20 protein-coding genes are annotated in these 19639 nt (G+C 57.9%); 6 read left to right on the top strand and 14 right to left on the bottom strand.

The genetic code is table 11. From position 1 onward, the window contains the following. Positions 1 to 2 precede the first annotated feature (2 nt). From AC5RU3_RS13350 to AC5RU3_RS13335, 4 genes are read left to right on the top strand one after another with little or no spacing between them, the layout of a single operon-like run. A complete protein-coding gene (locus AC5RU3_RS13350; protein WP_493965865.1) occupies positions 3 to 977 on the top strand; it encodes a carbohydrate ABC transporter permease in 975 nt (324 codons plus the stop codon). A 10-nt stretch (positions 978 to 987) separates the two neighbouring features. Beyond that, on the top strand, positions 988 to 1851 hold the full coding sequence (locus tag AC5RU3_RS13345) for a carbohydrate ABC transporter permease (protein WP_493965864.1): 864 nt from the start codon (positions 988 to 990) through the stop codon (positions 1849 to 1851). A gap of 27 nt (positions 1852 to 1878) precedes the next feature. After that, positions 1879 to 2658 carry a ThuA domain-containing protein gene (locus tag AC5RU3_RS13340; protein ID WP_493965863.1) on the top strand — a complete coding sequence of 260 codons (780 nt, stop codon included), beginning with the start codon at positions 1879 to 1881 and terminating at the stop codon, positions 2656 to 2658. Beyond that, positions 2658 to 3782, top strand: coding sequence for a Gfo/Idh/MocA family protein (locus AC5RU3_RS13335; RefSeq protein ID WP_493966038.1), 1125 nt, complete (start codon positions 2658 to 2660; stop codon positions 3780 to 3782). The genes AC5RU3_RS13340 and AC5RU3_RS13335 overlap by 1 nt, the downstream gene beginning before the upstream one ends. A gap of 398 nt (positions 3783 to 4180) precedes the next feature. Here AC5RU3_RS13335 and AC5RU3_RS13330 read toward each other — a convergent pair whose 3' ends face one another. Beyond that, positions 4181 to 4921 (bottom strand): hypothetical protein, encoded by a 741-nt coding sequence (locus tag AC5RU3_RS13330; RefSeq protein ID WP_493965862.1) that lies wholly within the window; start codon positions 4919 to 4921, stop codon positions 4181 to 4183. Continuing rightward, the gene (locus AC5RU3_RS13325) at positions 4918 to 5619 is read right to left on the bottom strand and encodes a DUF8453 domain-containing protein (RefSeq protein WP_493965861.1); all 702 of its coding nucleotides are present in this window, start codon (positions 5617 to 5619) and stop codon (positions 4918 to 4920) included. Before AC5RU3_RS13325 ends, AC5RU3_RS13330 begins: the two co-directional genes overlap by 4 nt. Positions 5620 to 6020: 401 nt before the next feature. Here AC5RU3_RS13325 and AC5RU3_RS13320 point away from each other — a divergent pair, with 401 nt between their 5' ends. Then, on the top strand, positions 6021 to 6827 hold the full coding sequence (locus tag AC5RU3_RS13320) for a Gfo/Idh/MocA family protein (protein ID WP_493965860.1): 807 nt from the start codon (positions 6021 to 6023) through the stop codon (positions 6825 to 6827). 274 nt (positions 6828 to 7101) lie between these two features. Here the strand turns inward: AC5RU3_RS13320 and AC5RU3_RS13315 are convergent, their stop codons facing one another. After that, positions 7102 to 7329, bottom strand: a complete 228-nt coding sequence (locus AC5RU3_RS13315; RefSeq protein ID WP_493965859.1) for a hypothetical protein — start codon at positions 7327 to 7329, stop codon at positions 7102 to 7104. Between the two features lie 454 nt (positions 7330 to 7783). Here AC5RU3_RS13315 and AC5RU3_RS13310 point away from each other — a divergent pair, with 454 nt between their 5' ends. After that, on the top strand, positions 7784 to 8167 hold the full coding sequence (locus AC5RU3_RS13310) for a hypothetical protein (RefSeq protein ID WP_493965858.1): 384 nt from the start codon (positions 7784 to 7786) through the stop codon (positions 8165 to 8167). 412 nt (positions 8168 to 8579) lie between these two features. On the opposite strand, the gene AC5RU3_RS13305 is transcribed toward AC5RU3_RS13310, so the two are convergent. The 11 genes from AC5RU3_RS13305 to AC5RU3_RS13255 form a co-directional block, all read right to left on the bottom strand. After that, positions 8580 to 9617: a hypothetical protein gene (locus AC5RU3_RS13305; RefSeq protein WP_493965857.1), complete on the bottom strand. Its 1038-nt coding sequence runs from the start codon at positions 9615 to 9617 to the stop codon at positions 8580 to 8582. 785 nt (positions 9618 to 10402) lie between these two features. Beyond that, positions 10403 to 11614, bottom strand: coding sequence for a hypothetical protein (locus AC5RU3_RS13300; RefSeq protein WP_493965856.1), 1212 nt, complete (start codon positions 11612 to 11614; stop codon positions 10403 to 10405). 918 nt (positions 11615 to 12532) lie between these two features. Then, on the bottom strand, positions 12533 to 13399 hold the full coding sequence (locus tag AC5RU3_RS13295; RefSeq protein ID WP_493965855.1) for a hypothetical protein: 867 nt from the start codon (positions 13397 to 13399) through the stop codon (positions 12533 to 12535). A 330-nt stretch (positions 13400 to 13729) separates the two neighbouring features. Continuing rightward, entirely contained in the window at positions 13730 to 14836 is a 1107-nt protein-coding gene (locus AC5RU3_RS13290; protein WP_493965854.1) for an AAA family ATPase, read from the bottom strand. Beyond that, on the bottom strand, positions 14833 to 15651 hold the full coding sequence (locus AC5RU3_RS13285; RefSeq protein ID WP_493965853.1) for a hypothetical protein: 819 nt from the start codon (positions 15649 to 15651) through the stop codon (positions 14833 to 14835). Before AC5RU3_RS13285 ends, AC5RU3_RS13290 begins: the two co-directional genes overlap by 4 nt. Continuing rightward, positions 15638 to 16882: a DNA cytosine methyltransferase gene (locus AC5RU3_RS13280; protein WP_493965852.1), complete on the bottom strand. Its 1245-nt coding sequence runs from the start codon at positions 16880 to 16882 to the stop codon at positions 15638 to 15640. Before AC5RU3_RS13280 ends, AC5RU3_RS13285 begins: the two co-directional genes overlap by 14 nt. 408 nt (positions 16883 to 17290) lie before the next feature. Then, positions 17291 to 17590 (bottom strand): recombinase family protein, encoded by a 300-nt coding sequence (locus AC5RU3_RS13275; protein WP_493966037.1) that lies wholly within the window; start codon positions 17588 to 17590, stop codon positions 17291 to 17293. A gap of 52 nt (positions 17591 to 17642) precedes the next feature. Continuing rightward, positions 17643 to 18230, bottom strand: a complete 588-nt coding sequence (locus AC5RU3_RS13270; protein WP_493966036.1) for a 4Fe-4S single cluster domain-containing protein — start codon at positions 18228 to 18230, stop codon at positions 17643 to 17645. A 14-nt stretch (positions 18231 to 18244) separates the two neighbouring features. Further along, a complete protein-coding gene (locus AC5RU3_RS13265) occupies positions 18245 to 18988 on the bottom strand; it encodes a ComEA family DNA-binding protein (protein ID WP_493965851.1) in 744 nt (247 codons plus the stop codon). Continuing rightward, entirely contained in the window at positions 18985 to 19209 is a 225-nt protein-coding gene (locus AC5RU3_RS13260) for a DUF2997 domain-containing protein (RefSeq protein WP_493965850.1), read from the bottom strand. Before AC5RU3_RS13260 ends, AC5RU3_RS13265 begins: the two co-directional genes overlap by 4 nt. Further along, the gene (locus AC5RU3_RS13255; protein WP_493965849.1) at positions 19206 to 19631 is read right to left on the bottom strand and encodes a hypothetical protein; all 426 of its coding nucleotides are present in this window, start codon (positions 19629 to 19631) and stop codon (positions 19206 to 19208) included. Before AC5RU3_RS13255 ends, AC5RU3_RS13260 begins: the two co-directional genes overlap by 4 nt. Positions 19632 to 19639 lie beyond the last annotated feature (8 nt).

The following is a 19639-nucleotide window of genomic DNA, read 5'->3' as shown; positions in this document are numbered from 1 at the left end:
CGATGATGCGGACAGACACAGCAGGCACCAACACTGCTACGACGACGACGGCGGCAGCCTCCTCCGCGGAGGCCCCGCCTCCCGTCCGCGCACCGCGCCGGATCTCCCGCGAGAACGTCACCCGCCTGCTGTTCGTGGCGCCGGCGGCCCTTTACCTGGTGCTGTTCTTCGGCTACCCGGTGGTCAAGAACATCACCATGAGCCTGCAGGAGTACACCACCAAGACCTTCTTCACCGGGGAAGCGCCCTGGGTGGGGCTCGCGAACTATCAGGCAGTGCTGAACAGCAACCTGTTCTGGCCGGCCATGACCAACACGGCGCTGTTCACTCTCGGGTCGATCGCCGGGCAGTTCATCATCGGGCTGGCGCTGGCATGCTTCTTCAAGCGGCGCTTCCCGCTGAGCAACTTCCTGCGTTCGATGCTCCTGTTGCCGTGGCTGCTGCCGCTCATCGTGTCGAGCGCTACGTGGCGGTCCATCCTCGAGCAGGACTCCGGCATCCTCAACCAGTTCCTGGGGAATTTCGGAATCCAGCCCGTGCCATGGCTGACCAGCCCGGCGGTGGCGCTCCTCGCCGTCGTACTGGTGAATATCTGGGTGGGCATTCCGTTCAACGTGACCATCCTCTATGGGGGTCTGCAGGACATTCCGGACGAGCTGTATGAGGCGGGCGCCCTGGACGGCGCCACCGGGTGGAAGGCCTTCCGGCACATCACGCTGCCCAACCTGAAGCCGGTGATCAGCGTGGTGCTGGTGCTCGGCGTCGTCTACACCATCAAGGTGCTGGACATCATCCTGGTCCTCACCAACGGCGGGCCGGCGAATGCGACGCAGACGCTGTCCATCCGGTCGTACCAGGAGTCGTTCATCAACTTCGAGTTCGGGGTGGGTGCCGCGTTCAGCAACATCCTGATCGTCATCTCGCTGGTGTTCGCCGTCATCTACCTCCGTGCCAACCGGCGCGCAGTCGACGAGTAAGGGGACAACCGTGACTACTCTGGACACCGCCGTCCTGCCCGTTCCGGCGCAGCGCAACGCAGGCAGGGAACGGACCCGCTCCGCCGGGTACACAGCGCTGGGCATCCTGTTCCTCGCCGTGATGCTGTTCCCCGTCTACTGGATGGTGAACGCGTCGCTGCAGCCCTCGGGCAACACGCTGACCGCCGATTTCTTCCCGTGGAATCCGAGCTTCGACGGGTACGCCCGGGCCATCGCCGAGCAGGGGCCGAACCTCGTCACCAGCCTGATCGTCTCGCTGGGGACCGTGGTGTTCAGCCTGCTCGTCGCGGCACCGGCAGCGTACGCGCTGGCGCAGTTCCGGTTCCGATGGGTGAACATCGCGCTGCTGGCGATCCTGATCTCGCAGATGATTCCGGGCATCGTGATTGCCAATGCGTTGTACGCGGCGTACAACGACCTCGGGCTGCTCAACAGCATCCCCGGCCTGATCCTCGCCGACGCCACGCACGCCATCCCGTTCGTAATACTCATCATGCGGGCATTCATGATCGGCATACCGACGTCGATCGTGGAGGCCGCGAGGGTCGATGGCGCCGGGCTGGTCCGCGCGTTCGTCTCGATTGTGCTGCCGATCAGCCGGAACTCGCTCATCACCGCGGGCCTGTTCGCGTTCCTGTTCTCCTGGAGCGACTTCCTGTTCGCGCTGACCCTTACCACCACCGACGAGGTGCGGCCGGTGACCCTGGGCATCTACCAGTACCTGGGCACGCAGGTGTCCAACTGGAGTGCCGTCATGGCCACCGCCGTCCTGTCCTCCCTGCCGGCGATCACGCTGCTGATCCTGGCTCAGAAATACGTTGCGGCCGGTGCCACCGGCGGGGCCGTCAAGTAAACGCTGCTAATCGAAAGTGAGAAAACCATGACCACCAGTAATGACACCGTGCGCGTCCTCGTCTGGGGCGAGAACCGCCACGAGCAGGTCCAGCCCGAAGTCCGCGCCATCTACCCCGACGGCATGCACAACACCATCCGCGAGGGCATCGAGGAGAACCTCGGTTCACGGGCTGTGGTTCGGACCGCGACCCTGGACGATCCCGAGCATGGACTCACCGAGGACGTCCTCGAGAACACCGACGTGCTGGTGTGGTGGGGTCATGCCGCGCATGGGGAGGTGGCGGACGACGCCGTCGAGCGCGTCCACCGGCACGTGCTGGCCGGCATGGGGCTGCTGGTCCTGCACTCAGGCCACTGGTCGAAGATCTTCGGGAAGCTGATGGGCACCTCGTGCACGCTGCGGTGGCGGTCCGAGCGCGACCGCGAAATCGTGTGGACTGTCAACCCCGCGCACCCGATCGCACAGGGTGTGCCGCACCCGTTCATCATTCCGGAGCAGGAGATGTACGGGGAGTTCTTCGATATCCCGGCGCCGGATGAGCTGATCTTCCTCAGCACGTTCAGCGGGGGAGAGGTGTTCCGCAGCGGCTGCACGTTCAAGCGCGGCTTCGGGAAGATCTTCTTCTTCAGCCCGGGCGACCAGGACTACCCGGTCTATCACCACAAGGACGTGCGCCGTGTGATTGCCAACGGCGTCGAGTGGGCGAAGACGTTGCGGCCTGAGCGCACCGACCCGGTGTTGCTGCGCTACGAGACCGAGGACTTCTACACCGGCCACGGTTACCAGGGAGCGATGAGCAGTTGATCACCTTCAAAACAGTCGAGACCGCCGGTCCCCTGCGCGTGGTTCAGGTGGGTGCCGGCGGAATGGGCAAGGCCTGGATCCGGACTTTGCAAGCGAACGACGACGTCGAGCTGGTCGGTCTCGTGGACCTCAACCTGGGTGCCGCGCAGGCCGCGGTGGAGGAGTTCGGGCTTCAGGACGTCGCTTTGGGCACCTCCGTGTCCGAGGTTGCGGCTGTGACCGGGGCTCACGCCGTGGTGAATGTGACGGTGCCGGCGGCGCATCATCCGGTGAATGTGGAGGCGATGTTCGCCGGGTTGCCGGTGCTGTGTGAGAAGCCGGTGGCGCCGACAGTGGCCGAGGGCCTGTCGTTGGCGGCCGCGGCGGAGGTGAGCGAGCAGTTGCTGATGATCAGCCAGTCGCGCCGGTATTTCCAGGGGCTGACGCAGCTGAAGGCGTTCACTAAGGAGTTGGGCGATATCGGTGTGGTGACGACCGAGTTCTTCAAGGCCCCGCACTTTGGCGGGTTCCGGGAGGAGATGGCGCATGTGCTGCTGGTGGACATGGCCATCCACCAGTTCGATGCGGTGCGGTTCCTGCTGGATCAAGACCCGGTGTCGGTGTATTGCGAGGAGTTCAATCCGTCGTGGAGCTGGTACGACGGCGCTGCTGCCGCCACCGCGGTGTTCCAGATGAGCGGTGGCGCTCGGTACGTGTATACGGGGAGCTGGTGTGCGGACGGGTTGGAGACGTCATGGAATGGGGCGTGGCGGGTGAACGGTGCGGGCGGTTCTGCGGTGTGGGATGGTGCGGGTTCACCCGTGGCGGAGTTGATGTCAGGTGCTGTTTCGGTTCCGCCGGTGTCGCATGAGGAGGAGATTGCGGGGGCGTTGGTGGAGTTTGTGTCGGCGTTGCGGTCCGGTGAGGTGCCGTCGGGGGAGGTGCACTCGAACGTGTTGAGTCTGGCGATGGTGGAGGCTGCGGTGCAGTCGGCGTCAAGCGGCCAGCGGGTGCTGATCGATGACGTCGTGGAGGAGGCGTATCGGGTTGCTGTGGTGTCGGAACGGCGTCCGGATGTGCGGGAGGCGCTGGAGTCCTGGGGTTCAGTGCGACCCCTCGTGGGGGGACTGGCGGCATTGACCTAGCTCGGTTTCACCAGCGATGGCCGTGATCTCGACGGTTATTCAGTAATCGACGAACCTCCCGCCAAAAGCACCTTGCGCACCCTCGCCGGCTTCCGATCAAGGAGCCCTGCGCCCTTTCTCAGTACGCTCCTCGAGGATGAAGCAGGCGTCTTCCTGCGGCTGGCCCCAGTTGAAGGTGCCCGTGGTTCTTGAAGACTTAGAGGGTCGCTTCCGGATAGAACGGATCGCGAGCGTTGCTTTGCACAGCGGCGTTCCCGTTGCCGCAGGCGAAGTTGAGGCCGCCCGTCGACGTGCCGGCGCCCTGCTGGCGCGGCCGGTGCAAGAGTGGTGGCGGGTTACAACCCATGAGCAACATGGCATAGCCCCAGCTCATATCTGCCTAACGTCTTCCAATGCGTTCACGAAGTGGTCCTTCCAAGGAGGACGCCGATCGCGGTTATTAAACGTTGGCGGAAGGTAGATGTCGTTGGGACATCCGGAGATGGCTGCGCTTTCTCTGCTTCATACTTCTTTTTATCCCTCTCCGTCTCCCGTTTAGCTCGACGGTAGGAACGAAAGGTGGGACGGCGCTCGTACCACCGAGGCTCGACCATGGTGTGAAAAACATTCAACTCCATGAGTAGCTCGTCACGGGCAGATATGAAGGCAGCACTGTGTTTGTGATCCAACTTCAGGTCATTGAGAGCCGTTATGTACCGCACGTTTAGATCGCCCATGTCTCTCATGACGTTCTGTGCCTGCTTACTGATCTTGTGGTCAGACGTTCCTGCACAAGCCATCGCAGCGCTGAACGCCTTCCCGTGGTCCTCATACACAGTCGCGGCGAGATCAACGATGCGAGCAGAATTGGCTATCTCGATTCGACCCCTGTTATCCACGCCTGTGAACTCGTCGATTGCGCTGTTGATCAGTTGCGATATGGAGCCAGTGAAGCGTAGACCTTCATGAACGGTAGTAAGGACCGCTGCTCTCGCCTTCTCTCGTGAGTCTCGCCGATCTTTGTGCATTTGAAAGAGGATCTGCAGCAGTCCCCCGACGACAACTCCGAGCAGGCCAATTGCTGCAACACCAAGCTGAATTGTCCTATCTTGTGCTTCAACTACGGTAGTTGCGAAGAGGACCGAGGAGAGGATGTTCACGAAGAGTACCGCCCAAGTTCTCGAATATTGCGTGCGATAACAGCAAGCATCTTGTGCAAGTCCTTCTGCTCAGGGGAAAGAAAAGCCGGAACGTCGTGGCCCGAGGCAGGAACGGGAGCTAGGGCAAAAACCGACGTGTCGATGGGGAAATCATCGGAATAACAACCGTCAGGACCTCTATAAGAAACAGATATCGTTGCCTTTGACGGCATGCCAGCCGCCTCTTTGGACCCGTCCTTCCAAATGGCGCCTTCCTCGAGTTCGAAGCGCCAGAAGGAACGTAGCTGAGCCCCGGGTGGCAAGGCATGCTCGAGGGTCATCAAGTCGCCGATCTTCTCGGCGATATCGTCTGGCGCTTCCGGGAATCCGGTGCAGGACATCCTCAAATGGGACGCCATGGACCGGCCGGAATTCTTGATGATTATGTCGTAGATGGCCGTTCCTGCAAGGCTGGGGACGACCTGAGCAAAGACGTACGGACGAGTTTGCTCGATGCTGTCCTTGCGCGTTTGTTTGAGAGTTTGCACAGCAGTAGCCCCCGCCCATCCGGCGAGGACGACCAACCCTAGAGTGAAAATGGCGGTCGCGAGGCTACCGATGGTGGTCCATAGTCCTAGATGTTCAAGTGGCGGCACTGAGCACGACAACGAGTCATTTTTAATGGCGTTCGGGACGAGTTCGCAGGTGAGAGTGTCCATAGACAGCATGACCTCAACGGTATAGGCCGCCGGATCTGCTTCTGTGGACCTCCGCCGAGGTGCTCTGTCTGTGTCTGCAATTTCGAATGGTGGCGCAGGCGTCAGGGGCGACACATCGATGACCGCAGGGGAGCCGCCGTCGTCTTCTGGGCGGTTTCAGTGCAGCCCATACGAAGGGGTGTACATCCATAGGATCGAACTTGTGCAATCTAACTTGAGCAGGTCAAGCCCTGCCGTCTGTACAACGGGATCAACAACTTCAAGTTCACTTTCGGCAAGAATGATGAACTAGCTTCCGCCGAGCGGCGCAGGAACGCCCATTCACCTTGCCTGATCGTGAGCAGTGCTCGCCCCGGCTGGTACTTGAAGGCACTAGGCGATCGCCGACTCATCCCTCCATCGTGAGTCGGGACCTTCTCGCTTACGCGGCTGTGACCGGGGCTCACGCCGTGGTGAATGTGACGGTGCCGGCGGCGCATCATCCGGTGAATGTGGAGGCGATGTTCGCCGGGTTGCCCGTGTTGTGTGAGAAGCCGGTGGCCCCGACGGTGGCCGAGGGCCTGTCGTTGGCGGCCGCGGCGGAGGTGAGCGAGCAGTTGCTGATGATCAGCCAGTCGCGCCGGTATTTCCAGGGGCTGACGCAGCTGAAGGCGCTCACTAAGGAGTTGGGCGATATCGGTGTGGTGACGACCGAGTTCTTCAAGGCCCCGCACTTTGGCGGGTTCCGGGAGGAGATGGCGCATGTGCTGCTGGTGGACATGGCCATCCACCAGTTCGATGCGGTGCGGTTCCTGCTGGATCAAGACCCGGTGTCGGTGTATTGCGAGGAGTTCAATCCGTCGTGGAGCTGGTACGACGGCGCTGCTGCCGCCACCGCGGTGTTCCAGATGAGCGGTGGCACCCGGTACGTGTGTACGGGTAGCTGGTGTGCGGACGGGTTGGAGACGTCATGGAACGGGTCGTGGCGGGTGAACGGTGCCGGAGGGACTGCTGCCTGGGACGGTGCTGGTGTCGCTGTTGCCGAATTGGTGTCTGGTGATGCTTCGGTTCCGCCTGCTTCTCATGAGGAGGTCGCAGGGGCTCTTGCCGAGCTTGTATCGGCGTTGCGGTCCGGGGAGGTCTTGTCGGGGGAGGTGCACTCCAACGTGCTGAGCCTCGCGATGGTGGAGGCGCCGTACAGTCGGTGTCAACGGGCAAGCGGGTTTTGATCGATGACGTCGTCGAGGTGCGTACGGATTGCGGTGGAATCGGAGGGGCGTGCGGATGTGCGGGCGGTGCTGGAGTCGTGGGATTCGGCAAGAGGCCATGTGGGGGAGGGGCTTCCGCTTGAGCTCGTTCCGCCCCGCTGATCGGTGGGCTCGGTAGAACATCTGAGGACTTCGAGCGCAGAGGTGAAATACCCAACGAACCTTGTTTCTCCGCCGGACCTGATGCCGCCGTCACACCCCTATTTACCCGCGCTGGACCATCAGTGATCCAGCGTCACTCAACCAATTCATGACAGACACCGCGATAGCCAACACGAGCGCTCTCGGCCTGGAACATCAGCGCCGGTTTTCGAAGTAGCTGCGAGGGGATGAGTTCCGTAGCCAGAGCATCTAAGCACAAGATCAGCAGGTCCTCCTGACTGCTGTTGCCGCCGATGGTCAGGAACATCACACGGTCTTCCACTGCTTCAGGTGAAGCAGTAACTATTGGACTGGCCCCCATCGCACATCCACACTTAGTGCCTCGCATCGGACTGGCGTACGGATGTGGGGACTGTGCTGGAGTCCGGGAAGTCGTGTGGGATGTGTCGCGGCCTCTGCTGATTACATCGTTGTCCGTAACAGTCGAATTCTGGCGTTACGATCTAGCAGTGCCGTGTAGTCACCGGCTCATCTTCTCAAGGGGGAATTATGAAAAAGTCACTCATACCGTTTGCGCTGTCTGCCTGTTGGTGACTGGATGCTCTACGGACTTGAACTCTCCCGAAGCTCCGACTGTGGAGCCGGCCGCGCCTACCAGTCAAAAAACTTCTGAGGACGCTAGTCAGGCGCCGGTCGCCACAGCTGCGTCAGTGGAACCTACCTCCGCTGCACCTGAGGCAAAAAAGTCTACGCGCGGGAACCTCATCAAGCAGGTAGGAGAGGGCGCCGGTCTTACAGAGGAGGGAGAGCAGACTGTGACGTTCGTAGTGAACTCCATCGCTGTCGATGTGCCCTGTACGGGTGAATTCGCACAGCCGCCATTGAACGGGCATCTCCTCGTCCTCGATGTCTCGGTGGTCACGGAGCCGGCCTTGGCAGAGTCCTTGGACCCAACTTTCCAAATGAATCCATTCTGGTTCACCGAGATTGCTCCCAACGGAACCACATCCAACGCGGACCTCGGCACGGCAGCAACTTTCAGTTGCTTGCCAGATGCCGAAGTGCTCCCCCAGATGATGGGCCCGGGCGAGAAGGTCCACGGCAAAGTAGTTCTCGACGTGACTAACCCAAGCGGAACTCTGGTGTTCAAGTACGGTGGAGCTCCCGCCGGATGGGAGTGGACCTACCCCAGCCCGTAGTCAACCTCGGGAAAAATGTCGGTTATCGGCGGCTTCACTTGAAACAAGATTTTCGTCGCAATTCTCCACAAGCACTTTCGAGCCGGGATGGCGCGACCGCTGCGGAGTGCTTGCTGGCTCAGGACACTCAGGATGGCATATGGGCGAATCTAGCTCCGTTTAGGCTCAGGTTGAGACACCGCGCCGAGGAGTTCGCCGCTGCCGCGGCTCGTCACCAATCAGGGCGTCTCTTGCCGCAAGTCGAAGCATGCGAGCGCCTCATTCTTCCTTCCTGAGTGTCAAGTAACGTGGCCATGTGGGACACAGACCTCCTTGGGGGAATGCTGAAGATAATCCATCAGAGGAAGCGCTCTGAACACTTTGGGAACCCCATGTGGTGCAGCCCTTAGGTGTGAGAGACCTGTGCGAGGCGCTAGGCGAACCAGAACAGAAAGATGACCAAGCCGACGTAGAGCAATGCTAGAGACAATCCTGCTATCGATTCGGATCGCCGCCTAAAGGCGCGTTGTCTGAGTTCTGCGGCTTCGGACAGAGCGAGCAGCGCCGCCCGGGCTGCTCCATGTTCTCGTGTGGAAGGGTACGCGAGTAACGCAATGCGCGATAAGACCACGCGATTTCGGTCGTAGCTGGTGTGTTCGAGCAACGGTAGGAATTTGTTGTTGCTGACGATAATGACCTGAGTCGCGCATCCCTCCATGAGACCGCCTAACGAGACCGGATCACGTGGGCTCGATACATCCAGCCAATAGCGCGTTCTACGTGCGGGCAGCGCGAGTTCCAATGCTCTTGTCTTATAAATGGACAGTAGCCCCAGGTCGCCAAACAGTCTTTCAACCTGTGCATTCAACCCGGAGGGAATGACGACAATGAAGATCAGAAGCAATAATCCGAGTAAGAGACTTGTTACGCCGTCCTGCCATCTAATGTACTCATCTACGCAATCATCGAACGTCAAGGGATTGAATGAGGAGTTCGACATGCACGCGAAAAGGCCATTGAACGCTAACGTTGCCGGATCGTTCCTCATCCACCATGGAAGCAAAATAAACGGACCAACCACGCCGAATAGGAATAGCAGCACAGCCGTAAAAACAAAGGGACGACCATACTTGTAACTCGCTTGAACCTCAGCCTGCCCCAAGGCGTGCAGCACTCCGACCCCAGCACCTAGGGAGACTAAAATCGTAGTCGGGTCGCCGTCCTTCTTGAGCATCTTTTGAGACAAGAAAGCGCCTTGACTGTGCGCCACAACTAGTGTTGTGCCAGATTGCTCTCGACACCAAAGGTAGTCATGCCTGATACGTCGGAGCATATCCTGCTCAGACTGCTGACTGGTGACGAGCGCAAAACTGTCTCCGAGGAACGCCGATATCAATCCTGCGAAGCTTTTTACCCACCGTGCCTCACCTAATCGCAACAGTACCCGAAGAACCACCAGAATCAGCGGCACACATATCGCTCTCCAAAGGAGAGCCCACGACATCAGCAAAGGCATTCCGAGGAGGGCAGTGAAACGAACTGCGAATGGTTTCCACTGTCGCTTGCGGAAACTCTCGGTCATCTCGCGTCGAGCGGAGTAGGCACGCAGAAGAATAGTGGCACAGAAGTGGAACGCTACGAACCAGAAGCCAACTGCTCCCATCCATTTGCTCAGCGGCGAAGCTTCTGGAGGATCGAATGAGTCAGCCCAACGAGCTTCCGCTAACAACCAATTGAAAGTTCCGGAAGGGGTTTCAATAAGCCAAGCGGTTCTCGCAGGGAGTCCTTCTTCCTCAGGTTCGGCACGACTGGTGATACTCGTAGCAGGCAACGCCTTAAGGAGCAGCTTCCGGAGAGGGACCTCGAAATCTTGCAGTGTCCGCCCCGGGCGTTGGGCTCCAATTCCATGCACAAATAGCAATGCCGTCTCGTAGGCAACTGACTCACTTCGCCCTTTCCTCGTCGATTTCGCTCTCCTACCCGACATGGGGTGGGCCCTTAGCAGAAAGTCCACAGAAACGCGGGTGATGGGTTGGCGCCGCCCACCACCAAGACCGAGTTAGGCGGGACTCCGGACCATTCCAATGAGGCATGGGGGAATCCTACTCTTGATGTGACCAGTACAGCAGAGTAGGGCCTTTCCGCTCTTAGCGGGGAAAGGTCGTCGGATAGTAGAACATCATTGGGGCGAGAACGCGTCAGCTACTGAGATTGATCCCTTCTATGCATGCAGCTGAAACAATACGGAAACCGCAGTCAATTGGTTGAAGACAGGTGATCTTTCGTCGTTCCCAAAATTTTCAGTAAACGGCCAACTAAAGCAACAGTGACCTCGTCCGGAGATTCTGCCAACGTTCTGGCGGTAGCCGTGCACACGCGGGAGTATCTTTCGGTCTCCATGGTGCCCCCTCGTCTTCGGAAGGAGTAGTCGCCATACGTCGCGTATGATTTGAGCCCATTGACGCCATTAAGACGAAGCCCTAGAACCCACGCTGAAGTGTAGGAGTATTGCTCGGACAGTTTCGCCACCCAGTATGTCAACCTCTGCACATAAGCAACCACTAGGCCATCACAGATCGCCATCTCGTCGGTCCCTTGCGTATGTTCCGTGCCTCTCCCGAGGATGACTCGCATCCCGCCCGACTCGGTGAATTCGATGTCCAGCAACCCGGTTTCTGAAGCAAGGTCACCACTTATGCTCCTTCCTGGCCCATCTGCCTCGGGAGTGACTGCTGAAACCCCATGCGTGCGCTGCCTAATCCGCAGAGCATGGTGTGGAGCGGGGTACCAATCGATCAGATTTCTGCGACAGTGCTCTGTACCCGAAGCGACGAAGTCGAGGACTTCTTGATGGGAGTCGAGAAAGCGCTCAACGAGAGTCGCGCTGGTCGGCGAGAGAGGCTCAGCAACCAGATAAATGTGCCCATGGTTCATCTCGTCCGGCATGAGGTAGTCGTTGCCCTCAGTCTCATCTAACAATTTCTCACCTACCGCGACGGGCTTCTGACGCCTCTCGTGATAGCGGATCACCTCGGCGTTAGACAGAGCATATTTGGATGCTTCACCACGACCGTAGTACCGGTTCCCGGCCATGTGCGGCGCCTCCATCGAGGCTTCAATTTCCACAATCACGTAGCCCAGCGTCGCATCGGCGTCAGACGTCACGACAACGGTACGGACTACAAGGGGCGGGTCTACGCTGTTGCGCGCGATTGCATCAATTCGTTCTAGTTGCCCCTCTAATGTGAGGGGTCGGGGCACCAGCCGCTTGTTACCGCTGTCGTCCTTTTCCTCGCCGATGCCGATGATGAATATGCCTCCATCTATGGAAAGGCTGGCGAGAGTTTGAGCTATCTGTTCAGGTCGCGCGCTTTGCTTCACTTCGACGAAGTGATTCTCTCTAATTACACCAGCGTTGATACCCTCCACCATCTCCTGCTCAGAGGTTGGCTTCCAGAGCTTGGTCATTACACTTTCTCCTTTGAACGAAGTGCATCTTACGGCGTTTTGGTTACGTCAACGCCATTTACAAGTCCGCCTACGATTCACTCAAAGGCTATCGACGCATGATGTATTCGGGTAGGTCGATCTGAACGAGCTAGGACCTTGTGGAGCGTCTCCCATGATGGCGCGCGAGATTCTCCACAGCAGCTACCAAGAGGCTTGACCCGACTCCCAGGACCGTGCCAACAATGAAAGTGCGCCGTCCGCTCTGAGCACGGCTGTCGTAGATCGAATAGCAAACTGCGACTGACTCAAGAATCTCAATTCGAGTGGCGCCTTCGGCGCGCGTCCTGTCCCCGGGACTACATGCCGGTCAGTAAGTGGTTGCCTGGGTGACGTCCGGTTGCATCCACGTAGGGTCCAGAGGGAGGTGATAATCAGGAACCACGAGTGCACGCCCGACTGCGGGAGTAATTCCCTGCCATCCATCTGATTCGCCATCAGCTTCAATCGCAATCGCCGATGCGGAAGTTAGCACCGCTACTGCCATGAAGAAGTAGCCCGTCCTCGCCCGCCCGTTTCGGGAGTGAAGATTCGTGGTCCTCCCTGTAGCACAGAGGAACTCGCCATACGAGCGGCACGATATGCCTTGAGCTTTATAGGAATGTGAGGCATGAACCGATCCACTCGTCACTGGACGAGAGCGTCGTCAGCGGCGGGGAAGATTAGAGGCGATCTCCCTCGGAGGACAGACGGACAGATGACTCCAGGTTCTTAAGGTGCCGAAAACGCACCCCTAGTAGGGCCTTGGACCAACTTCATCGAGTTGGAAGGTAGCGCAGACGACTGCCGTACACGCGAGCCTCGCTGGCCGGCAACAACGGGAAGCACTCCCTAATACTTGCGCTGGTAGCGATGACAGGAGGCTCCAGTGTCCTTGTTTCACAACTCACTCGCTTCTGGTGAAGCGCATGCTTTCCCCGCCGTGATGAACTCTTGAACTAGCCTTACGACATCCTGCTCTGGAGCAACACCTATTCGGATGCCATCCACGCTTCGATAAGAGGTATTGGATACTACCGAGCTCGGGCCAACACTGAATGCATGTGACCTGTCGCTAATTACAGAGAGCTGTTTCGCGTAGAAGAACGCCTGAGAAACGCCCGAAGCGACGTAACCATGGCTTTCTGAATCGACTGGATACTTGCTTTCAAGTACTAGGACCTCGCGGTCAGGACCCACAAGGAGTATGTCTGGCCTATCCGGTTTGGCAGCGTAAGTTCTTCCGGGACGGGAAAAAGCGTCCTGCGAGATTTCCTGTCGAAGGTTTGGAATGCCAAAGTGGTTCCAGATGCTCGCTGCCTCCCACCAGACGGTCCAGTAGCCCTCAGAGGTCGCATAAACCGGACCAGGAGACCCAGTGATGGGCTTCAAACTGACTACTTCGCCGACAGCCTTCTCAACGCCCAGTATGACTTCCCCCAGAACGCCAAGCTGAAACATTCGATCAGCTAACTCCGGGTGCAGTAGCCGCCGCGCGTAGTCCTCAGCCCCGCGCCGGTCAAAAGACTTGAACCGCTGCGCCAGAGTGGAAATATGTGGCCATGGACCCCCAAGCGCACGGGCCGCCAATAACTCCCTCTCATGCGGTTCCGTGGTATCAACACCTTCAAGATCGGCCACCACAGACCCCATAGCGAGTATCGGCTTCTCTATGCCGCTGGCTGTGTGCTCTCCGGGCTCAAGCTGCGCGTTGCTAATCCGCCCATACGTCCATGCCAGTATGCTTGCGGGCAAGTTGTCGGTCACGCGGTGTTTTCGGCGGATGTACACTTCATCAGGCGGCCACTTCCTAAGGGCTGTTTTCTTCCAATCCGCTCGACCACGAACCGTACTGCTCCAGCGACCCGTGCGGTCCGTCGAGATTGGAAGCCACTGTAACCAGTCGTTCGCATTTTGCGGCAGCTGCTCCAGAAGCGGTTCGTTCTCCAGAAGGAGAACGCGTGTGGCTCGCCCTCTTATCTCCGCCGACGTCCACTGTCTGGACTCATTGCCCGCAGATGACAGAGAGTCAAAAAGACTTCCTGCCCCCGACCAATCTGCGAAGACTCTGAGCATCCCCGAAGATATTTCCACCGATTAGCTCTGTAAGGTCGGAATATTTGATAGAACCCAGTCCCATGAGTCGGAAGATAGGGCTTCGCTTGCAACGAGGATTCCTCCCAGTTCGTCTAGAACATCCGACTCCATTCTGGCGAGCATACTGCCGACCGAACTAAAGTAGGCCTCTGCAACGAGTTCCTCTAGCAACGACGAGTTCCCGTCCAAGACCGAACCTCCATAGGCGTGTAGTCCGGATTCCAAGAATCTGGGCATATCGACGAACAGGCCCGGCCCCAACTGCGCGCGGTTCGTCTGGAAGTGAGCCCCGTAGAGGCCCACGATTCGGTCCGATATGGTCGGGGCGAGGGTTTCATCGGAAACGTAGCCGCTGATAATGGTCCGAAACTGGTCCACATTTGCCGGGGCGATTGGGATGTGTTTGAAACGCCTGCTGAGCGCTTGCCCCATGCGGAAGACCCTTTGAGCATCTACAGCGTTATATGTGCCCAGGAGCCGCCAGTCGGTGCCAGCGACATACTCCCGCATCCCGTTCTCGATGATGCTGACCTGGCTGTATGGATCGGACTCACTCCAGTCCAGATAGACGGGCGCTGTAACCGCTCCGTTCCAGTTACCGACTTTCACCCGTTTTCGGGACAGCCAAGTGAGGAGACCACCAAATATGCGATCCATATCAGCGCGATTCATTTCGTCCAAGAGGAGCCATACATCGTTTTGAATGGCCTGCAACAGTTCGCCCTCGACCGACGTGATTTCTCCCGACCTCAGCGACTGCCCCATCACAAGGTCTTGAAACCCCCAGTCTTCCTCGGGAGTCACAGCTTCGGCGTCCATATCATTCCTTGAGAAGCCGAAACGCTCCGCGTCCTTGTTCAAGTTCTCAATGACTTGGAAGAGAAGTTCTGTCTTGCCTGTTCCGGGCGGTCCGACGAGGAGCACTGCGGGGGATGAGGATATGGCTAGGAGAAGCATGCGCATCGCTCGGTCGGCGATCCTGATCTCCATCTGAGCACCTGCTGCCCTGCGATCAAGCAGCCTTTCGAACCGACTGAACTGCTCCTCGCTCTGCATGGCCGAGCTTCGTAGCTTCTCGAAATAGTCTGCATCTGCAAAAGGGTTCATGCATCAGCCCTTCCAAGTTCGAGCGCCAGTCCCCTAATCAACGCGAGATTGTAGTTGCCCTCCGACAACGACAACTCTGGCCCAAGTGCTTCGTCCGCCCTGTCAGCATTCAGTTCCTGTAAGGAGAAAGCGCGACGGAAGAAAAACGTCGATATCTCCTTCTTCGCGCTCGTATTGCGAACGTGACGTAACTTTGCCCCTGCCTCACCGTCGTACGCCGAAATGTCCAGGCCGCCTATTGATAGTACGGGTCTGGTCATCAATCCACGGTCGTCCCAATCGGCGGCCACCGCCGCCGGGTAATCATCAACTCTCGCTCTTGCTTCTGTGGAGAGGTGCTCCAGCGCCCTGTGTCTCAGTCGCGCCGACGCCTCTCCAATCACCCTCTGGCTCCTTGCATCGCCATAGTGATGGCCAAGGGCAAACACAACTAGGTCAAGCGACGGAAATCCCAGTAGAACAACTTTCCAGCCTTTGGTTCCGTTTCGGGATGGGAAGACGCTACGAAGCTGAGCGCGGATTGCATTATATTGAATCGGCCCAAGGTAACCTGCGTAGTCCCGCCAATCGAGCGAGCGCGTTTGTAAGAACTCGCGGAAGTCCCCACCCATCTCTTGATTCCACAAGTTCTCGTAGGTTGATGCGTCCTTGTATCGAGTTGGAGCATGAGTGACGAGCCATTCGGGTGTAGGAAGGTAGGACTCCATTGTCTCTGCAAAAAATGCCGGTTCAGCACTTGGGTCTGTCCGCAGAAGAAACTCGAAGATCGGCCTGCTATCCAACCCAAACTCAGCAATATCCTCACTCAGCGTCATCGAGAACTTTCAACATCGCTATCCCCAAGGCTCGACCAAAGAGTGGCGGAACCGCGTTCCCGACCTGCACGCAGCGGGCAACATCCAGCCCCCGGCGGTCGCCATTGATGGTGTAACGACCGTTGAACACGAAGTCATCAGGAAAAGACTGGAGGCGTGCCATCTCTCGGACCGTGATGCTTCTAGGCTCCGCGTAGTGAATGAACTCGTCAGGATGAGAAGTCAAGGTCGAAACGGGGCGGTCGGGGTCAATCAGCACCTTCTTGTCTGATTTGCAATGGTTCGAAGTCAGGAACTCTTTTGACAATCGTCCGCTCGGCTGAGTCTCGTGAGCCAGTTTGAAAAGGGATAACACTCTTTCCCCATGATTGGAGTAGCGGTGCGAGTTTGGCACTTCTCCGATCTCTGTACCGCGTCGAAGAAGTTGCGCGTAAGCACTCTCAGCTGCCTTGAAAGAGGAGGTCTCAAATTTAGGCCACTCCGTAGATTTATGTCGCCCAACAGGGTTGTGGAGGTCGTCGAGGGCTTCTTTCGCCGATACGGGTTCCTCCACGGGCAGCCCGAGGCTCCGAAGGTGTTCATCCCGAATGGCATGCAGCACTTCGAAGAACGAGGACGCCTCGCGGTTCAAGGAGTTATGAAGCCCAACGATTACAGTTCGCCGTCGCGTCTGCGGTACCCCGAATTGGCTAGCATCAATAACCTGAAACGCTGCTGAATAGCCAATGCTCTCTAGGTGTTCAACGACTTGATCTGCAACAGAGGTCTCAGATTTGGCGCCCGGACGGGAAACAAAGCGTCGAGTTATCCCTTCGACGTTTTCAACCAGAGCGATCTTCGGCATCACGCATTCAATCAGCTCAAGCATTTTGAAGACCAGTTGATTCCGCTCGTCAAGGCCGTTCCGTGAGCCACCTACACTAAAACCCTGACAGGGCGGTCCTCCTGCCACGACAGATACTTTGCCCTTGAGCTTGCTCATCTGCTCACTCAAGTAGTCGTCCTCTAATAATGCCTCTACGCCCATGGGCTCCGTCGGAAGCCAAGCGGGCCAACTGGGATAGGCAGCGTACGCGGAGTTTTCACCGACGAGGTTCGCCTGAAGGGTAGAGAAAGCCATGGCATCTTTCTCAATGCCGAACAAACCCTCTAGACCAGCCATATGGAACCCCAGTGACAACCCCCCGGCGCCAGCGAAAAGGTCAATCGCAAGGTGTTTCTGCTTAGTCATTGGGCTCCATATCTCGTGTCTTCAGGTTCGAGTTTAGATCAACTGCTTATGAGTGCTGCGCAAGCTAACACCTGCTTTCGTGCGCGTTCCATCGAGCGGTATCACGATGGCCCACCCCTAGCACCAGCTGCAACTCGTGAGTGCTACTGCATGACGCGCGCGTCGACGTTTTTAACTAGAACACACATACTACCGATAAGGGTCGGAAGTATTGGACGCCACGCTCCAAAGAGGGCAGTAGTGGTACAACGAGGACTCATGGCCAGCAGGAAGCCCATCCGAGAAGCAACCAATACACCTCATCGCCCATAGCGGTCGGAAGTCGTTAACAAGCAACTCCTACCCCCCAACTAATTGGTCAAGGTCGAAGTCCAGCAGGCGAGAATGATTTCGATAACCAGTCAGCCCTTAAGAAGTTGTAAAGGAAAGTCGACTAATCCCTACTCGGCTTGCGATCTCCGACACGGTGTGCGAACCCTCTTGAACAGCGACCGAATGAGACGGGCCTTTAGTCTCATCAACGACTGGACGGCGTCCACCCACCCGACCTCTCGCTCGCGCTGCAGCCTGTCCAGCATGTGTCCTTCCTCGAATCAACGCCCGCTCGAAAGTTGCGAGTGTAGAAAAGATACCTAGAAGAAGGTTTCCGTCGCGCTCGATGTGTCGATTCCTCGTTTGTGGGCACGTACTGCAGAAGCAACAAGTCACGGAGGAAAGGATCGAGTTTGCCAACTTCCTCTTCGATTCTCGTCCGAGCGTACTAAGGCATCGAACGTCGAGTTTTGGCTCCTCGAGCGATGGAGCTCAGCTCCTTCGATTTTAGGAACCCAGCCAGTTCAACACTTCCATCGGAAAGAACGCGTACGTCTAAGCGATTCGGCACTGTGTCGGGTTGATACGACGCGTATCTCCCAGTGAGGTGGATGAATTGCTGATTGGTTGATCCGACCAGCGCTCTTGTGCCTTCTGGAAGGGCAGCCACGTAAGGGCCGTCAACGAGGAGATCCGTTGCGCTGAGCAGGGATTGTGCTTCAATCCTTGTGATTAGATCCCGATAGCTGTATCCGGTAAACGTGATGACACCTAATCCGGCAACTTGAGCCGCCCGCGCTAGCGCCGCGCAAGGGCCTGGTTGATCGAATGGTTCACCGCCCAGCAGGGTGATCCCCTCTGAGCCAGAGTGAAGTGCTCCGCAGACTAACTCGTCCAGGTCGATCAAGTCCCCGCCATTCGCATCGAACAGATGCGGATTTATGCATCCACGACAGCGGATGCTGCACCCCTGCACCCAGATCGCGGTTCGTTGGCCAGGTCCCTCAGCCGTGGTGCGATACAATACACGAGCCACACGAAGGAGTTCTTTCACAGGTCGAGTCTGCGACTACCGCGGCTACGTCCGCCCTCGGGATCCTTGAAGGATTCTGGTGTTGCAGCGAAAGAAACGACATTTCGGTGGGGGATCAGTAGGTGCGGCGGTATGCCGGTTACGGCAACCAGCTGTTCAAATGACTGATACGGCCCGTGCTGTTGACGAACCTCGAGAATGCGTTGCGCCGCACCATATTCGAAGCCAAGGCGTTCAAAATCAGGAAGTTGCATCAGGTTGATATCTGATGTGGCCGTGGGACCGTGGTTCGCTTGATGGAAGCTCCGTGTGCTCCCTGCTGGCGCTGAGAACGTTGGTGCGGGTGTAGGAAACGCAACTGACGATGACTGAACGTCTTGTCTGGCCGCGGTGGCCTGACTGTACCATTTTTGGTCCTCATGGTGAGCCTTCCAAAGAAGCCATTTGCGATTGGTAGCGATGGACATCCAAGTCCCCGCGATCCAGTTCGCGAACATAATCCAGCCCCAAACCGTGCCCGCCGTCGACTCGACGGGTGCTTCCTTTGTGCCTGATTCGAATGTGCCCGTTGTGGCGAAAAGTCCAATGGCTATCACACCGAAACCGATGCCGTAGCCAATCCAGCGCTTGTTCTTCGATCTGCTACCTCGGCTAAGGAAGTTCACGCAGGTTAACAGGCCGAACGAAAGAATGCTCCAGAGAACGCCTAAGCTATTTCTCAGTCTCCAAGTTCGTGAACACAATTTTTCCTCAGGAGTCATCTTTCGTCCTCAACTATCGCTTCGAGCGGCTGAACCTGTGTCGTCGTGTTGGCGCTTCGATGGTAGTACTCCGGGGTGAGACGTGAGTCGACGATCGTTGCGCCAGGGAACAACGCGGCTACGGTATCCAACTCGTCCATGCAGCTTGGTCCTTCATGGCCTTCCACCGTCGCCGAAATCTGACCCTCTGGGCTGACTGTCACTCTAATTCGCTTATTCATCTGCCCTGCTCGAAGACGAGTTGAACCGTTCCGTCATCCGCGCGCTCCTCAATCAGCGTCATTCCCATGGCAGCTGCCTGTTCACGTACCGCCTGGACGGTCCGGTATTGCAGGATGGTGCCGGTCGCGGCGTTCAGGTCCTGCAGCATCACGTCAGTCTTATGCGGCGCTTTATCCACGCGGCCGAGGAAGATTTCGCCGACCCGCTGGAAAGTCACTGGCCCGTGGACAGTCCTTGCGGTAACTCTTCCATTCGATGCCTGCACCTTCGTGGCACCCAAGGCAAGGAGGGACTCCTCAAGCAGCTTCTGATCAGTGATACGGGTCGCTTTGCACTTTTCGCAGAGGTCTGAGCTCCGTGCTTGTTTGATCGCCGCTACAGCCGCCATCCCGAGCGGGATGAGTAGGACTTCCAAACTCATAAGAGGCG

Source organism: Arthrobacter sp. MDB1-55, from assembly GCF_059092925.1.
The sequence above is the reverse complement of the archived record's forward strand: the minus strand, read 5'-3'. Positions and strand labels throughout refer to the sequence as shown.

Coding starts and splice junctions, on each gene's coding strand:
- AC5RU3_RS13300 (WP_493965856.1), bottom strand. CDS start 11,614: ATGACCAAGCTCTGGAAGCCAACCTCTGAGCAGGAGATGGTGGAGGGT.
- AC5RU3_RS13340 (WP_493965863.1), top strand. CDS start 1,879: ATGACCACCAGTAATGACACCGTGCGCGTCCTCGTCTGGGGCGAGAAC.
- AC5RU3_RS13255 (WP_493965849.1), bottom strand. CDS start 19,631: ATGAGTTTGGAAGTCCTACTCATCCCGCTCGGGATGGCGGCTGTAGCG.
- AC5RU3_RS13265 (WP_493965851.1), bottom strand. CDS start 18,988: ATGACTCCTGAGGAAAAATTGTGTTCACGAACTTGGAGACTGAGAAAT.
- AC5RU3_RS13280 (WP_493965852.1), bottom strand. CDS start 16,882: ATGACTAAGCAGAAACACCTTGCGATTGACCTTTTCGCTGGCGCCGGG.
- AC5RU3_RS13315 (WP_493965859.1), bottom strand. CDS start 7,329: ATGGGGGCCAGTCCAATAGTTACTGCTTCACCTGAAGCAGTGGAAGAC.
- AC5RU3_RS13350 (WP_493965865.1), top strand. CDS start 3: ATGATGCGGACAGACACAGCAGGCACCAACACTGCTACGACGACGACG.
- AC5RU3_RS13325 (WP_493965861.1), bottom strand. CDS start 5,619: ATGGACACTCTCACCTGCGAACTCGTCCCGAACGCCATTAAAAATGAC.
- AC5RU3_RS13285 (WP_493965853.1), bottom strand. CDS start 15,651: ATGACGCTGAGTGAGGATATTGCTGAGTTTGGGTTGGATAGCAGGCCG.
- AC5RU3_RS13260 (WP_493965850.1), bottom strand. CDS start 19,209: ATGAATAAGCGAATTAGAGTGACAGTCAGCCCAGAGGGTCAGATTTCG.
- AC5RU3_RS13290 (WP_493965854.1), bottom strand. CDS start 14,836: ATGAACCCTTTTGCAGATGCAGACTATTTCGAGAAGCTACGAAGCTCG.